Origin of the sequence: Clostridium rhizosphaerae (assembly GCF_016765585.1) — a bacterium.
Taxonomy (GTDB): domain Bacteria; phylum Bacillota; class Clostridia; order Clostridiales; family Clostridiaceae; genus Clostridium_AT; species Clostridium_AT rhizosphaerae.
In genome coordinates this window covers 207,552-224,852 of sequence record NZ_JAESWC010000004.1, presented here as the reverse complement: position 1 = coordinate 224,852, position 17,301 = coordinate 207,552, and the positions used below count along the sequence as shown (strand labels likewise).

Sequence of the window (17,301 nt, the reverse complement as noted above, 5' to 3'; positions counted from 1 at the left end):
ATTAATTTCAACAGGAGAAAAACATGGAGAAGATTTTTTTAGTACTGCCGTTGATTCCATATTTTAAAGTACTTTCAGAAATTATAAATCCGATTATTTTTATATTAGCTTCACTAGTGGTCGTTATAAAATTTAGGAAGCGTTTGGTTAAGGTAGATTTATATTTAGGAGCAGTTCTTATAATAGGACTTTTAAGTGTATTTATCTCAAAGGATAAAGTGATTAGCTTGCTAGATTCCTTTTATATACTTATTTGCGTTCCCGTATTTATTATATCAAGGAAACTTTCTAAAGAGGAAAGAGCTAAAACCACCTTATGTATTATGTATGGGGGAATAATAACTTCAATATTATCTATTATTAGATATTTTACAAATACAGATTTAAGGCTTGATGGCCTCTTTAATTATGCTAATGCATCTGCACTTTACTTTGGTATTTGTGCTTTAATATTTTTTAGCGAGCAACACTTATTTAAGGAAAGTGCCAAAAGATATTTTGCAAACATAGGTGTTGTATTTGTTATAGCTGCTCTTTTCCTCACTCAATCAAAAGGTGGAATTTTAGTTTATGCTGCAGCTGTCTTATTTATTGCTTTTACTAAAAAGAAGGATAGACAAGCTTTTGTTAATAATTTATTGCTGTATAATTTTCTCGGACTTGTAATAAGTATTATATTTTACTATAGACAATATATAATTTTTATACTGGTTTTACCTATTATAATCTATTTGGCAGTAAAGCAGATTAAACTAAAGATTAAAGCTAACGTGATTTTGTATGGCATATTAGGCATCGCTATTATAGGGACTGCTATTGTTTTAAGTAGGACAAACCTAAATTCTTTTAAAGAAAGATTAGTTTTTTATGAGGATGGACTAAGGCTTCTTAAAAATAATCTTTTAGGGATAGGCGCAGGAAGGTTAAGCTATGAACAATATACTTATCAAACTGCTGCCTATGATATCAAATATATTCATAATGGCTTTCTTCAAATAGCTATTGATTATGGAATAATATTTTTTGTTTTATATATGGCTTTAATTATTTATATTTTATATAAGAAGTTTAATAAAAAACAATTATCACAGTTAAACTTTGTTATACCAATGATGATACTGCTTCACTCTTTAGCAGACTTTAGCATGAGTTTTATAATCATAAACATGATTTTGTGGTTCTACTTAGCTGAGGATTTAGAAAGGGACGGTTATCAAGTTAAAGGGACTGTTCCAGCCAAAGGGAGAGCCTCATCAAAGGTGAATTTGAAGGTGAAAGAAACTGTCTCATCAAATGTAGGGACTGCCACTGCTAAAAGTTACGGGGACGGTCTCTTACTTGGGGACACTCCTTTGCATAGGAAGGCAGGTATGGCTATTACTGTTTTACTTTCGTCTTTAAGTATATTAGCGATTGCATTTATACCGGGCCAATTTGTTTATAACATTGCTTCTATCAATAAAGGAAGCTCTGAAAAAAGTTATACAATATTAAAATCCTGGACATGTTTTCCTATGAAAACAATAAGGTATTATGATAAATTTTCCACTTTAGATTTTCAAATTTACTCCGATAAAAAGGATATTAAATACCTTAATGAAGCGATACAAAATTTGACAAAGTGTTTAAATGAACATGGAGATAATTCAAGGATTTATGAACTTTTAGGGAAAACCTATTTTAATCTTGGTGATTATGATAAGGCAGCAGAAAGTTTGAAAAAGAGTATTGAAGGAAGAAAATATTATCTTCAAAATTATGATGCACTTATTGAGTGTTATTATAATCAATTTAAGAGCGGAAGTTTGAGTAATGAAGAATATTCCAGTAAGCTGCAGGCAATTGAAAATAAAATTATTTCTTTAGGCAAAGAAATTAATGAAAAAAGCAAATTTATGAAAAATCAGCCCGATGGCAGTTTAAACGATTATGAGAAGAGTAGGATAAGCGAAGCCCAAAGTTTGAGCAATGAAACAGAAGAAAAGTAATGGGGGATTAGTGAAAATATGAGAAAAAGTATAATTGTCATTATTATTTTGTTTTTTATTATGATTGGCACTGAAGTCAGTGCTGCTTCAGGCCCGGATGTGCAGGCAGTTATAAGCGGCAAGTTTGATAAAGGAGAAAATATTCAAGTACTCATAAACATTAAAGATATTAAAACCTTTTATGCAGGAGACATAGAATATAAATATGATACCTCCGTACTTAAAGTAAAAAGCATAGAGCCTGGAGATTTAATAAGTAAGGCAGGAGTAAATAAGTTTGACGCTGTAAAGAAAATAGATGAACAAGCAGGTATAGTAAGATATGCCTTTAGCTGCATGGGTCAGATTGACGGGTTCTCCGGCACGGGAACTTTCGTTAAGATTAATGCCGAGGTATTGAAAAAGGATGATAAATTTTTTATAAGCAGCAAACCTTTTTTAAAGGCTTTTGACAGCAGCTATAATCTTAAGCTTCAGATTTGTGATAAGGATATAAAGGAGCTGGAATATAATTTTGCTGGGATAACCCCTCCTGCAACAACTCCGCCTGCTGAAAATAACACAGGAAACAGCAGTGCCAATAATAATAGTTCCGGCGGCACAAATGTAGGAGATAATAGTGCAGGTACAAATAATTCGGGTACTTCCGGTTCACCTGCTGGCAGTATATCATCCAGCAGCAATACATCAGCAGATGCTTCAACTAATGGAAAAACAAATTCTGAAACCTCAGCCAAAGTGGATGGTGGAAAGAAAAGTGAATCAATAATACAAATAGCCCTTGATAAAGTATTAAATGTTTTGGGAATAGACAATAAGAAAACTGAAGAAGCAAAACAGAAAAATAACATCGAACAAAACGTTGAAACTAAATCTCAACCCAGCGGGGACAATCCCTCACAACCGAAACAGGATAATGGTACGCAGGCAAGCAGCGAATCAAACAAAGTGCAAAGCCAAGGGAAACAAGATAATAAAGCTATGGCTGCTGCAACTATAATTTTAGTTATACTGCTTGGCGGCGGTGGAGGTTATTTCATTTGGAAAAAGAAACGAAATAGCAGCAAGTTAACCTCAGAACAGTAGTCATGAGGTATTACTATAAAGCTTTTTGAGGAGGGATTATTTTGAAGAAAAAACATTTTGCTTTTATTATGGTTTTATTATTTGTACTTGTAAATTTAAAAACAAATGCCTTGGCATATACAAGTACTTACTATAAGAACCAAATAATAAAAGTTAGTCTCGCGACAATGGGAAGTTCGGCAATGACTATTACTATAAATGGAAATTATCTTTTAAATGGCGAAGCGGCTCAAAGCGGTACAAGCTATGCTATAAATCTTGTTAGTGGACAAGTCACACTTAACGGAAATATAAATACTTCAATAAGTTTTACTTCTTTGAATAAAGACAGCTATGTTTCACTTCAGGTTGGAAATACTTTGAGAAATTACAGGGGAAGTATGAATTTTATTAATAAATCTACATATATAATGCCTGTTAATACTGTAAACATTGAGGATTATGTAAAAGGTGTAATAGGCTATGAAATGTCAGAGTCTTATCCGGTAGAGGCTTTAAAGTCTCAAGCTTTGGCCTCAAGAACTTACGGCATGTACAAAATAGGAAGAACTACAACTGAATATGATGTTCAAGACAATACAACTTATCAGGTTTATAAAGGCTTTGACAAATCATTTGTGAAAATTGAACAAGCAGTAAATGAAACTAAAGGGGAATTTATCAATTATAATGGTTCTTTAATCGAAGCATTATTTTCTGCAAGCCATGGAGGTTATCTTGAAGACGCTAAGAATGTTTGGGGAAATGCTTTTCCGTACTATGTATCTAAAATAGATACATATGATGATTATAGCAAATTTTCTAACTCGAAATATTACGATTGGACAAGAACCTTAACTGCACAGCAGATATCAGATAGATTAAATTATGGTTTAAGTACACCAAAATATAATTTTGTTAAAATAAACTTAGACACTATTGCTACATATGTAAGCGGAAGAATAAGCAATCTGGAAATTGTTTATTCAAACACGGACGGAAGTCAGGGAACAAAGGTTTTATCTGCAGACAGTGCAAGAACCTATTTTTCATTTCCAAGCAGTATGTATACTGTAGCTTACAACAAAGATACTAATAGTTATATATTTAGTGGACATGGTGCAGGTCATGGATTAGGATTAAGCCAAATAGGGGCTTTAAACAGAGCGCAATACAATCAAGGGTATAAAGATATTTTAGCTTTTTACTATCCAAATACCACTATAACTAATGGCATATCCAGTATAAATACTATCTCCTTAAGTGAAAATGATACTTTTGCAGGAAATAATGTACAAACAAATACCGTGGCGGCAGGAGGCTCCGGTACAGGCTATTTGTATAAGTACCAGGTTGAAAAAGATGGACAAGTAATAGAAACTAAAGACTATAGTTCAGATGCAGTCTTCTCATACATACCTGATAAAGTAGGGACCTATACAGTAACCGCTTTTTTAAAGGATAGTTTATCTAAGGATGATTATGATGATAAAAAAGCTGCTTCATTTAAGGCAACAGGCTTTGCGGACATTAACCTAGACAATACAGTTGATATTTTTGACTTAGTTCTTATATCAAAGAATTTTGATAAAACAAAAGCAGCTTCCCCAAATTGGAATCCAAAAATGGATCTAGAAAAGGATGATGTAGTAGATATTAAAGATTTGGCTAAGGCCGCATCTAAGTATAATATTAAATACTGATTTGATTTAACTTATACTAAATCGATTAGTTTCGATACGATGAAACAATAGTTTGCAATAGGGGGGATAGATTTGTTTAGGAAGAAAAAGATTATTACACTGCTGGTTTGTGTAGCTCTAATAGTTCCTCAATCAGTATTTTCAAAGGGACAGAATATACCTTATGGCAACAGTATAAAAAATCATAATAAAGCTAAATATGTTGCAGGAGAAGTCATCATTAAATATAAAAATTCTGTCACAGCAGCAAAAGCAAAGACAGATATAAGCAAAAAATATTTCTTAAAACATAAAAAAGATTTAAGTATAAATAATGCGGAATTACTATCTGTCTCTGATAATACCGATGTTGATACTATGATAAATAAACTTAAGCAGGATGAGAATATAGAGATTGCCCAGCCCAATTATTTATACTATTCACAGGATATTTCCAGCGATGAACGAAGCAGTGAAGAATGGGGCTTAGAAAATAGCGGACGAACTATTCAAGGTTCTTTAGGTATAAGCGGAATAGACATAAATATTAAAAAAGCTTGGACTATAACTCAGGGAAGCGAGGATGTCGTAGTAGGAGTTATAGATACTGGAATAGATATCAATCATCCTGAATTAAAGAATAGAATATGGATAAATAAAAATGAGATCCCAGGTAACGGTGTTGATGATGATAATAACGGCTATGTTGATGATGTTTATGGATGGGATTTTTATAATAATGATAATACTGTATTTGATGCAAAAGATGGAGACAAGCATGGCACACATGTAGCGGGAACTATTGCTGCAGAAATTAATAGTATTGGAATAGTTGGAGTTGCACCTAAGGTTAAAATAATGCCTTTAAAATTTATAGGGCCTTTTGGAGGAACCACAGATGATGCTATTCGTACTATATCTTATGCAAAGCAGATGGGAGTTAAAATTTTAAATAACAGCTGGGGCGGAAGCGGAGATGATACTTTGCTTAAGCAGGCTATAGAAGCTTCGGGTTCTTTATTTGTAGTTGCTGCTGGAAATGAGATGTCTAATAATGATATTAATCCAAGCTTTCCTGCAGCCTATGACAGTCAAAATATTTTATCTGTAGCTTCTGTTAATAACAAAGGAAATCTATCTTGGTTTTCTAATTACGGTGTTAATTCTACAGATGTAGCAGCACCTGGAGAATGGATTCTAAGTACAATTCCAAAGAATGATGATATAGGTGCTTCGGTTGAGTATGATAATGGAATGTGCAAAACTCTTGTTCAAGGGTTTAGTCTTAAGAATATGGTATCACAGTCTCAACGTGAGGATATGTTAAAAAGGGCCTTGGACTTTTTTAAAGTGACTAATTCAGATTCGATTTTGCTTATTAGTGATGATGAAAGCAGTCAAACTGATGCTGATAGTGAAACGGCAATTTGTATAAAATCTCTAAGTAACTTGGGATATGACAGTAAGGTATATTATATTGCTAAAAATCAGGATGGGCCTGACAGCGGATTTCTAAAAAACTATAAGCTTGTTCTTTGGATGACAGGGCTAAGTGAGCAATCATTGCTTACCAAAAATGATCAATATAATCTATCAGATTACTTAGATAATGGTGGAAACTTATATATTTCAGGCAACTACTTGTCAGGTGAACTGTATCAAACAGACTTTGCAAAGAATTATCTTCACATAAATTATTTGCAGAATGAAGATAATAGAAGTTCATTAATAGGGATAAATTCTACAGAATATGAGGGAGGGTTATATGACTTATATAACAATTATTTTGATATGATAGAACCCTCAGACAGACTGGGAAAGATTGTATTAAACTATGCAGGCAATAAAGACTACAGCAATTCCTACGAATATTTAAGCGGCACCTCTATGGCCACGCCTCATGTTACTGGAATAGCGGCGCTACTTTTGAGCAAAGGAGTAGACAAGCCAGAAATTATTAAAGATAAAATTTTGCTGGGGGTGCAGCTGTTAAGTTCGCTTAACGGAAAAGTTTTAACCGAAGGAATGGCTAATGCATATAATTCTTTAAGGTATATTAAGGACTTTAATGACGATAAAAAGATAGACACATTGGATTTGGCTGCTTTGGCTAAAAATTATAATATGAAAAAAAGCGATGTTGATTGGAATAAGATATATGACTTAAATGGCGATGGCACTATAGATATTTTTGATTTAGTACTTATGTCAAAAGATTTAGGAAATTAATCGCACAGAGTAGCAGAGGGGTATCCAAGGTTAGAAATACTTAGAAGTTGGTTAGCCATGTGTTTATATGTCTGAATATTATTAATATATGTGAATTTTTTTGGAATAAAGTACAATGCTGTAATGAAGTTTAACTAGATAAACCATTACAGCATTTTTATATGCTTTACATTTTGTATAATTATTTTGTCACCGCTACAAATTTATCCTGACTTCCTCCGCAAGCAGGGCAAACCTGAGGAGCATTAGCAGTCTCAAACTTTTCACTGCAAGAAGAGCATTTCCAAGTCTTTAACTCAACCTTGTTAACTTTTTTTGTTTTCTTATTAATATTCTCAACAATTTTATCAGCAATAGTTTCACCAAAGTTGAATGCTTGTAGTAACTCGTCTTCACTTGGCTTAAAGTTTATCTTAAGTCCAGGAGTTACAAGCTTCATTCTGAGAGATTTAAGTCTTGCTTCAATGTTTGGTACTGCTTCACCGCTCCAGCCAAAGGAACCAAAAGCAGCAGCAACTTTTCCACCGTGAACTAGAGGATTCATTTTTATTAGCAGTTCCATTACTGGCTCAAGAGCATCTCCGTTTATTGTAGGAGAACCAAATAAAACAGCATCGGCCCAGTAGATTTTATCTAGTATTTCTTCTTGCTTATGATAAATTACATTGTAAAGATCAATTATAGCATCACTAATCTTGGATTTGATACCCTCAGCTATTTTATTAGCTAAGTCCTCTGTGAAGCCGTAAGCTGAAACATAAGGAATAACAACTCTTGTTTTTCCATCAGTAGGAGCTACCTCAGTACTCCATTTTCTATAAGTCTCCCTATAAAAATCAATATCTCCTCTTAATATTGGACCATGACCAGTACAAATAGTATCAATTTCTAAATCTTTTATTTTATCTAAAGCCTTTAGTACATAAGGCTTAAAAGGTCCCATTATGCAGTCATAATAATACTTTAACGCATCTAAATACTCCTTTTCTTTATCATCTGGGATTAAATCTCTAAATATACCGTCAAAGCAGTAATGGCTTCCAAAGGAGTCGCAAGTCATTAATACATTGTCTTCTTCAACATAGGTATAAATAGAATCAGGCCAGTGTAGAAATGGAGCTTCAATAAATCTTAATGTTTTGTTTCCAAGGCTTATAGTATCGCCATGCTTAACTACAACTTCCTGAAAAGGTCTATTTGCAATTTGCCTTAAAAATCTTATCGCCGGAGCAGAGCCAACAACCTTTGCATTTCTAGCGTAGTCTAATAACTTAGCAACTGATCCTGCATGATCAGGTTCAGTATGATCTACGATTATATATCCGATTTCATCAAAATTAATGTTTAAGGATTGAAGTCTTTCTAAATACTGCTCAAAAGTTTTTTCTTTAACAGTCTCAAATATAGCAGTCTTTTCGCTTCCTTTTACTACATAGGAATTATATGTTGTACCATAAGGTGTATACATTATAACATCAAATACTCTAAGTTCTGGGTCTAATGAGCCTACCCAATAAATATCCTTTTTTACTTCCATTGCTTGCATCATTTCAAATACCTCCTACAACAAGGCTTCCTATGAACATTATTAATAAATAGGAAGCTGAAAAATAACCTATATAAATTGTTAAATAATAATCATTATCCATAAATTAATTATAATATATGGAGCATGTTAAATCAATAGAAAAGTAGATATTTATTGATTTATATTAGTATGACACAAAGGAAAGAATATATTTAATGAAAAATGAAGGCAATATAAAAAATCTCTTATTGGGATTTTTTATATTGCCTATTTATTTTTCCACAGGAAAAATATCCTTTAATTATTAATTATTAATTCTTCATTACCTTTAACTAAGTGGTCTTTTCCATTAACCGCTACAGTTAATTCTACATTAGACTCGTTAGTAATAACCACGTTCTCCTTAGTTACATTAACTTTTAGTAGAGCCCCTCTAAACATAACCTTGAAGGAGAAGGAGTTCCAGTGTCCCGGTATGAATGGATTAAAGTGCAGCTTGCCTTCTTTAACTCTCATTCCTCCAAAACCTTGAACAACAGACATCCAGGTTCCAGCCATGCTTGTTGTATGGCAGCCGTCTTCAGTATCGTTGTTGTAGTTATCAAGATCAAGCCTTGAGGTTCTTAGATACATTTCATATGCCTTATCCTGCATTCCAAGCTTCGAAGCTAAGATTGAGTGAACGCATGGAGATAAGGAAGATTCATGTACTGTTCTTGGTTCATAGAAGTTAAAGTTTCTTCTTATTGTTTCATCATCATATGAGTGCTCTAAGAAGAATAATCCTTGAAGAACATCAGCTTGTTTAATAAAGCAGGAGCGAAGTATTCTATCCCAGGACCATTTTTGATTTAAAGGTCTGTCTTCTTCAGGAAGTTCTGAAACAAGAATTTGTTCTTTATCCATGTAGCCTTCTTGTTGAAGGAAGATTCCGAGTTCTTCATCAACAGGATAAAACATGTTTAGAGTTATATCTCTCCACTTAGCTGTTTCTTCAGCATTAATTTGAAGCTTAGCTTCAAGTTCTTTATATCTTTCTGGTTCATTAGCTTTTAGGTAATCTATAACTTCTAGAGTATATTCTAATGTCCAAACGGCTATTCTATTTGTATACCAGTTGTTATTTACGTTATTTTCATACTCATTCGGGCCTGTTACACCGTGCATTACATACTTGCCTTTTCTAGGTGAATAGTGTACTCTTTCTTTCCAAAATCTTGAGATTTCAGCAAGCACTTCAAGACCATATTCACCAAGATAGGATTTATCCCCAGTGTAATTTACATAGTTGTATATAGCATAAGCTATAGCTCCATTTCTATGAATTTCTTCAAAGGTTATTTCCCACTCGTTATGACACTCTTCTCCGTTCATTGTAACCATTGGATATAGAGCACCCTTCTTAAATCCAAGCTTTCTTGCATTTTCCTTAGCTTTTTCAAGATGCTTGTGTCTATATATTAAGAGATTTCTAGCAACCTTTTGGTCAGCAGTTGCAAGATAAAAAGGTATGCAGTAAGCTTCTGTATCCCAGTAAGTACTTCCACCGTATTTTTCGCCGGTAAAGCCTTTAGGTCCTATGTTTAACCTTTCATCTTCACCAGTATAGGTTTGATTTAATTGGAATATATTAAATCTTATACCTTGTTGTGCTTCTACATCACCTTCAATAACTATGTCGCTTTCCTTCCACTTTTCAGCCCAAGCTTCAACTTGTTTAGCCAAAAGTGTATCAAAGCCCTCGTTATAGGCTTTTGTTAATACTTCTGAAGCTTTAGTGGCAAGTTCCTCTTTAGCATGATTTCTTGAAGTAACGTTTGAAGCATATTTATATATAACAACTTCTTTGCCTTGTTCAGCTTTAACATTTACTGTATTAGAAACAAATTTTTCTTTTGTATCAGTTGTAACAGCACTATTAATCTTAACCCCACCGTTAACTATATCAAACTTCATAGCAGAGCAGATGTGAAAATCAAGCTTCTTAGTTTTCAAAACTAAGGAAGATATATCAGTTGAAGCATTAATCTGTACTTCATCCCAGAACTTTTCATCATAATTAGAATCCTGATTCTTAACATCTCCATCTAGGTAAGGAGTAATCGTTAACTCTCCGCTGAAATTAACTGGGGTTATTGAATACTTTATGGCCCCGATTTCTGGATAAACAGCACTTAAAAATCTTTTTGAACTTACTTTAACTTCGTTTCCATTTGAAAGTACTGCATTAAAAGAACGCTCAAGATAAGCTTCCTTCATATTTAATATTCTTGTAAAGTTTTTTACCGTAGCTTTAGCAAGATCAAGAGTTTCACCATTAACTTTTATGTCTATTCCTATCCAGTTAGTTGAATTTAATACTTTTGCGAAATACTCTGGATAACCGTTTTTCCACCAGCCAACTCTAGTTTTATCTGGATAGTAAACTCCAGCCATATAGCTTCCCTGAAGAGAGTCACCGCTGTAGTTTTCTTCAAAATTAGCTCTTTGTCCCATATGTCCATTTCCAAGACTGCAAATACTTTCTGCTACTTTATTTTCTTCTGGGTTAAAGCCTTCTTCTATAACCCGCCATTCATCCAATTTAAAATACTGCTTCATCTATCTATCTTCCTTTCACAAAAACTATCAATAATTTAGGTTTTACATTTTAAAACAAATATAAACATATCATAACACTAAATGTCCTTAAATAACATAGGCAAGCGTTTGCACATGTAGCCAAAATTTAAGGTCAGTAGAGCAATACTAACCTAGAATTTAAGCCTGTTAAGAGACATTTCATTAAATGAGGAAATTACAAAGTCTGCCTTGCCAAGTATTTCAGGAGAACCAACTCCAACGCTGTGCATACCAGCATTTATAGCAGCTTCTATACCAGCCTGAGCATCTTCAAATACTACGCACTCTTTAGGATCAACTCCTAATTCTTCAGCTCCCTTTAAAAATACTTCTGGATCTGGTTTTGCATGAGTAATTTTTGTACCGTCTATAACAGCATCAAAATACTTGTCAACGTCGGTATTTTTTAATATAATCATGGCGTTTTTACTTACTGAACCAAGAGATATTTTAATTCCATTTTCTCTTAAGGAAGTAAGAAAATCTATAACACCAGGCAATACTTCTGAAGAGTCCATTTTTGATATATATTCTACATACCAGGCATTTTTCTTTGCTGCCATAGCTTCTTTAGTCTCTTCATCAAAGGAAACGCCGCCAATTTCTAATAGTATTTCTAAAGACTTCATTCTGCTTACGCCTTTTAGTCTTTCATTATCTTCTTCAGTAAATTCAAAACCAAGCTCATTAGCCAGTCTTCTCCATGCTAAATAGTGATATTTAGCTGTGTCAACTATAACACCATCTAAATCAAATAAACAAGCCTTTACCACGGAAAACCCCTCCTTACAGTCATAATCATAAAGCAATGCACACGTTAGCACGTAATCTGAATTATAGTATATCACATAATTTTAAAAAGGTTAATAGAAAATTAAATAATGCAAATATTTTTATAAATGATATAATTGAAATTAAGAAAAGGGGGGCTTCTACTATGCTAGATACAAAGAGATTTATTGAATTTAGAGAAAAAATAAACACAAATATTGGGAAAGTGATAGTAGGCAAGAAGGATAAAATAGATAAGCTTACTGTCGCTTTTATTTGCTCTGGTCATGTACTCTTAGAGGATGTTCCTGGTCTTGGAAAGACAAAACTTGCTAAGTCACTTTCGAAGACTATTAACTGCAGCTTTAAAAGGATACAATTTACTCCGGATTTGCTTCCGTCAGATTTAACAGGAATATATTTTTATAATCAAAAGCTAGGGGAGTTTGAGTTTAGAAGAGGACCTCTACTAAGTGAAATAGTATTAGCAGATGAAATAAACAGAGCTACACCAAGAACCCAATCTGCACTTCTTGAATGTATGGAAGAAAGACAGATAACTGTGGAAGGGGAGACTATTAAACTTAACAAACCTTTCTTTGTTATAGCTACACAAAACCCAGTGGAGCAGTTCGGAACCTTTCCCCTTCCAGAGGCACAGCTTGATAGATTTTTTATAAGGTTAAGCATGGGTTATCCTGAATTTATGGAAGAAAAAAATATTCTGGATATATATATAGACAAAGATCCTCTTGAAAATCTTGAAGCGGTTATATCAATGGAGGATATTCAATATGTACAAGAAAATTATACTAAGGTCCACGTTAGCGAAGATATAAAAAGTTATATTATTGAAATCATTACGGCCACGAGAAAGAATAATAATGTGGAGCTTGGCTGCAGCCCGAGGGCATCTTTGAATTTAATGAAAGGGAGTCAAGCATTAGCTGCAATAAACGGAAGAGATTTTGTTACTCCAGAAGATGTAAAGGAAATGGCTTTGCCAATATTAAGCCATAGAATAATATTAAAGAGCGACTTAAGCACCAGCATGGCCAGCACTCAAGAATTGATTGAAGGAATTTTAAATACAGTTCATACTCCATTAGAAAAAATTTAGGGGGGTGGACTTATTGTTCAGCTACTTTATAATATTAGCTGTAATTTATGCTCTTCTTCTATTTGGAGAGATTACAAGAAGATATGGCTATAAAAACCTTTTTATAAGAAGAGAAGTAGAGAATCAATTCATAAATGAAGGCGAAGAATTTAAAGTTTCCATAATCATAGAAAATAATAAATGGCTGCCTGTATCTTTTCTTTTAGTTAAAGAACTTATACCAAAAGGATTGGAGTTTCATGGAGAAGATATTTACATTGCTAATAATGAATATAATTATCATACCAGCAGATATAGCATTAAATGGTTTGAAAGGATAAAAAGAACCTACAGCTATAAGGGGCTTAAAAGAGGAACCTATCTATTAAAAGAAATATATGTAGACATAGGAGATATTTTCGGATTTTACACGGATGAAAATCAAATAGATAACTATATGGAGCTCTTGGTTTACCCAAAGCTTGCAAGTTTAAAAGACCTAAAATTAAATACAACAAGCCTTTATGGTGATAATGTTATAAGACGATGGATATACAAAGATCCGTTATATATTAAGGGAATAAGAGAGTACAATAAAGAAGATAGAATGTCTGATATCCACTGGAAATCAAGTCTTAAAATGAGCAAGCTTATGGTTAAGGATTATGATTATACTTCAGAGTTTGAGCTAGTATTAATAATTGATGTTCAGTGCGCAGATCCATATTGGCGAAACATAAGCACAGATTCAGTTGAAAGGGCAATAAGTGTGTCAGCAGCATTGGCTAAGCAGTCCATAAAAGAAGGTGTACCGGTTGGCCTTTGGACTGATGCGAAACTTATAAGCTATAAAACTAATATAAGCACTGAGATAGAACCATCTCTTCATTCTTTTAATAGTATAATGGAAACCTGTGCCCGTATTGATTATTCACCCAAATTTGCCTTTAATGAATATCTGCTTCAAAGAAGCAAGTATTTCAAGACTAATTGCACCTATATTATTATAACCTCTTTTTTAAATGAGAAAAGTATTGGAATTTTATCTATGCTTAGAAGAGCAGGGTACTCAATAAAGCTTATTGATATATCTAAGGAACTAGGAATTCCTTCTATAGCTAATATTGAAAAGATAAACTTTACAAAAGGGGTGATAAGATGAGCTGGGCAAGACAAATAAAAATACTTCAGAGTATAAGTACAAATATGTTTTTTTATATTATCTGGGGTATAGCGAGCTTCATAATATTATCTAATAAAATAGATTACAGGCTTTTTTTAATAGCTTTGATAAGCAGTTTTTTAGGAGAGTTTATATTTTCAAGATGGATCAACAAAGCTTTAATATTAATACCTGTTAGCTTTGGCGTAATACTTGTTTATCTTATAAGTAAAGGCTCAGGAATACTTTTTAATAGTTTATTCATTGTATTCACAATATACATTGCCAGCTCCTTTGATAACGAGGAAATAAATTACGAGGTTTATAAAGCAAGAGCTAAGCAGGCTTTAAGTATAATACTTATAATCGGTCTTGTTATTCCTATTATAGATGCAGATTTAACTAAAAGCATCTTAAAGTTTTATATTATGTTTGTCATCTCTGTTATATGGTCATTAAGAGAAGCGAGAAGCTACGCCTATAAGCTTAGAGGTAAAAACAGCTTTAAAGTTAATATAGGGTTAACGGCAGTGCTGCTGCTTCTTTCTGTTGATAAAATATTTTCAGCTTTTATAAACTTTTTTAACTCGATTTTCTCTACAATAAGCAGGTGGATGGATTATATAATCAATTTTATAATAGACTGCTTAGGTCTTGTAATGAACAAGCCTATTCAATATATAGTTGATCATTTACAGCCTATATTTGCAAAATCAAAGCTTTTTAAAAATCAGAATATAGAGGTTAAGGTTCAAGAAAATAATGAGCTTATTAAAAAAGGAGGAGAAGGATTTGTTCCTCCCATTTGGTTAACCAATTTAATTAAAGTAATCCTTTTAGTTTTAATTTTATATATAGTATATAGGTTTCTACTAAAAGATAAATTTTATAAATTTGGACATGATGACAGAATAGTTGAAGAAAAAAGAGAAAAAATTAAAAGGGATAAGCAAAACGGTAATTTTTTCACGAGGGCAATTCAAAACCTTATAACTCCTAAAGACTTTAGAAGTCAAATTTTAAATGTCTATAGAAAATTTGAAACTAAAACCTTTGAAAAAGGTATTTTTAAAAGCTATATGACAGCAAAGCAACTTGAAACTCATACTAGGGTTAATATAGAAAATCCACAAGGAATAAGTAAACTGACAGAAGTATATAATGAGGCAAAGTTCTCCAATCACGGAGTCAACGAAGAGAAAGTAAAAATAATCAAGGAAGAATTTAATAATATAAAGAAACAGCTGTAAAGCAGGCGCCAATTGGCGCTTATTTTTTTGCATATTTTCTGAGTTTTAGTGACAGAATAAAATGTGTGTCTACGGAAGGGAAGTGAAAATTATGAGAAGTAAAGAATATATGAGGAAAATATATAGAAAATTTTCAGATTTTGTGTCAATAGCTGCAGCTAGAGAACTTGAGTATTTTATTATGGATTCAAGGTTTACCTCAAGCTTTAATTATAGAATGAAAAAAATGGTGGATGAGATAAAAAAAGAGAAAAATGATGACATAGAATTTAGTATTTTGTTTAATACAGAGGATGAAATTGCATTAATTGACGCCAATATATTAGGAAAATATATTGGCAACAACTATAATATAAAAATCGAAGAGTACTATAAAAATGCAGGCTTAAATAAAATAATTAGAGATGTAATAAATGGCAGTGAAAAATCTCAAAAAGATTTTATAACTATATCCTATTCGGTTCTATATCGCACTTTTGATACTATTTACAGTGAAATAAGATGTAAGAAGGATACTGTAGATAAATATAAAAGGGATTATTTGCTGACAGAATACGATGAAAAAGACATTGGTGCTGTCATTGCAAGTGTATTAATTTTAGAAGATATTTGTAGATACATAGGAATTCGAGAAAATATAGTGTTGCAAGCCGTAAATGATGCGGTTTTCAGGAAAAATATATAGCAATTTTATAAGCTTTTCGACAGGTTTGTAAAAATTATTATTGAATAAATGAGAGATGCAGCCAATCATTTTGTAACATCTGTTTATTATGAGAACTAAATGTCAAAATTAAACGATAAGAAGTTATTAACACTATCCACATTACGACATTATTCTCATGTGCATAGTGTTAATATTGTGATAAAGACATTTCGGGGGGTGAATAACTGTTCTATAGAGCCGTTTTGATAAAATTTTACACTTATCCACAGGTGTTTATAGTTTGTGTTAATTATGTGGACAAGTTAAATTTAATAATATTTAATAGCAAAAGCTCTTGAGTGAACAGGTTTATATGATGATAGTAGAAAGCATGATTAGAAACGAAGTTACTGAAGATATCAAAAAAATTTATTTTTACAGACTTACTAAAAATATAATCTCACTTTCACTAGGTGATGGAAGCATGGATGTTCAGTCTTATGGAGTTGAAATTGAAAGACAAGACGTGGTAAACGGTTCAATTTTTAATATAGAAAGGGATGCAGTAAAAAGTATAAGCCCACATAGACATAAGGTACACAATCTTCTAAAGTTTTTATATGATAATTGTGTATCCCCAATTCATCTTATTGATGTACTTGGTGATTATATAGATGAATACATAGTTGATTTTGACGAAGCGTTAAAAGAAATAGCTACTTATTAAAAAGAGGAAAGATAATCCTCTTTTTTTAATCTGCTCAATATTAGAAATTATGATGGGTTAATGGTAGAATATAAGTAGATTGCGAAATAAAATTATCGCAGGCTGTGGTGTAAAGGCCTTAGAGCCTGGTGTAGAAAATAATATTATACTTTATGATAACTTTGCGTATGTTCTAAGGCTTGCAATGCTGAAAAGCTAAGAGCCTCTAAGAATTCGCTTTGACTTCTTATTACTTTAATAGCCGCAGGCTTTAAAAAATCTTTAGTAAACTTAAAATACTTTTAGCTTGTTCAGAGGAGAGGCTCTAAGCTTTTTAGCATAACTTCGCCAAGAACATGGGCAAAGTTATCAATAAAATTAAAATATTATTTTCTACACCTGCTCTCGGTCTTTACACCCAGCCTATGCATCTTATACGCAACTATAATTATATCTATATGACTTACTAAATGATTGTTTTATAATTAAAACTTTTTAATATCTGGCACTGCTTAATAATAGTGTTAATATAAGCATGATCTTATATATTGTA

General features: G+C 32.5%; 12 protein-coding genes. 9 read left to right on the top strand and 3 right to left on the bottom strand.

The window, feature by feature from the left end:
* Positions 1 to 23 precede the first annotated feature (23 nt).
* From JK636_RS11155 to JK636_RS11140, 4 genes are all read left to right on the top strand, one after another.
* Entirely contained in the window at positions 24 to 1,988 is a 1,965-nt protein-coding gene (locus tag JK636_RS11155) for an O-antigen ligase family protein (RefSeq protein WP_202749057.1), read from the top strand.
* 18 nt (positions 1,989 to 2,006) lie between these two features.
* Positions 2,007 to 3,074 carry a cohesin domain-containing protein gene (locus tag JK636_RS11150; protein ID WP_202749055.1) on the top strand — a complete coding sequence of 356 codons (1,068 nt, stop codon included), beginning with the start codon at positions 2,007 to 2,009 and terminating at the stop codon, positions 3,072 to 3,074.
* Positions 3,075 to 3,115: 41 nt separating this feature from the next.
* Positions 3,116 to 4,756 carry a SpoIID/LytB domain-containing protein gene (locus JK636_RS11145; RefSeq protein ID WP_202749054.1) on the top strand — a complete coding sequence of 547 codons (1,641 nt, stop codon included), beginning with the start codon at positions 3,116 to 3,118 and terminating at the stop codon, positions 4,754 to 4,756.
* A gap of 72 nt (positions 4,757 to 4,828) precedes the next feature.
* Complete coding sequence (locus JK636_RS11140) at positions 4,829 to 6,964, top strand: S8 family serine peptidase (RefSeq protein ID WP_202749053.1); 2,136 nt, start codon at positions 4,829 to 4,831, stop codon at positions 6,962 to 6,964.
* 181 nt (positions 6,965 to 7,145) lie between these two features.
* Here the strand turns inward: JK636_RS11140 and JK636_RS11135 are convergent, their stop codons facing one another.
* From JK636_RS11135 to pgmB, 3 genes are all read right to left on the bottom strand, one after another.
* The gene (locus tag JK636_RS11135; RefSeq protein ID WP_243428200.1) at positions 7,146 to 8,513 is read right to left on the bottom strand and encodes an oxygen-binding di-iron domain-containing protein; all 1,368 of its coding nucleotides are present in this window, start codon (positions 8,511 to 8,513) and stop codon (positions 7,146 to 7,148) included.
* Between the two features lie 276 nt (positions 8,514 to 8,789).
* Entirely contained in the window at positions 8,790 to 11,093 is a 2,304-nt protein-coding gene (locus JK636_RS11130) for a glycoside hydrolase family 65 protein (RefSeq protein WP_202749052.1), read from the bottom strand.
* Between the two features lie 152 nt (positions 11,094 to 11,245).
* The gene (pgmB, locus tag JK636_RS11125; RefSeq protein WP_202749051.1) at positions 11,246 to 11,887 is read right to left on the bottom strand and encodes a beta-phosphoglucomutase; all 642 of its coding nucleotides are present in this window, start codon (positions 11,885 to 11,887) and stop codon (positions 11,246 to 11,248) included.
* A gap of 164 nt (positions 11,888 to 12,051) precedes the next feature.
* Between pgmB and JK636_RS11120 the strand changes: the two genes are divergently transcribed.
* From JK636_RS11120 to JK636_RS11100, 5 genes are all read left to right on the top strand, one after another.
* Entirely contained in the window at positions 12,052 to 13,005 is a 954-nt protein-coding gene (locus JK636_RS11120; RefSeq protein ID WP_202749050.1) for an AAA family ATPase, read from the top strand.
* Between the two features lie 13 nt (positions 13,006 to 13,018).
* Positions 13,019 to 14,146, top strand: a complete 1,128-nt coding sequence (locus tag JK636_RS11115; RefSeq protein WP_202749049.1) for a DUF58 domain-containing protein — start codon at positions 13,019 to 13,021, stop codon at positions 14,144 to 14,146.
* Positions 14,143 to 15,396 (top strand): hypothetical protein, encoded by a 1,254-nt coding sequence (locus JK636_RS11110; protein WP_202749047.1) that lies wholly within the window; start codon positions 14,143 to 14,145, stop codon positions 15,394 to 15,396. The genes JK636_RS11115 and JK636_RS11110 overlap by 4 nt, the downstream gene beginning before the upstream one ends.
* Before the next feature lie 91 nt (positions 15,397 to 15,487).
* On the top strand, positions 15,488 to 16,081 hold the full coding sequence (locus JK636_RS11105; protein WP_202749045.1) for a hypothetical protein: 594 nt from the start codon (positions 15,488 to 15,490) through the stop codon (positions 16,079 to 16,081).
* A gap of 334 nt (positions 16,082 to 16,415) precedes the next feature.
* On the top strand, positions 16,416 to 16,769 hold the full coding sequence (locus JK636_RS11100; RefSeq protein WP_338025764.1) for a DUF6514 family protein: 354 nt from the start codon (positions 16,416 to 16,418) through the stop codon (positions 16,767 to 16,769).
* The last annotated feature ends 532 nt before the right edge of the window (positions 16,770 to 17,301 follow it).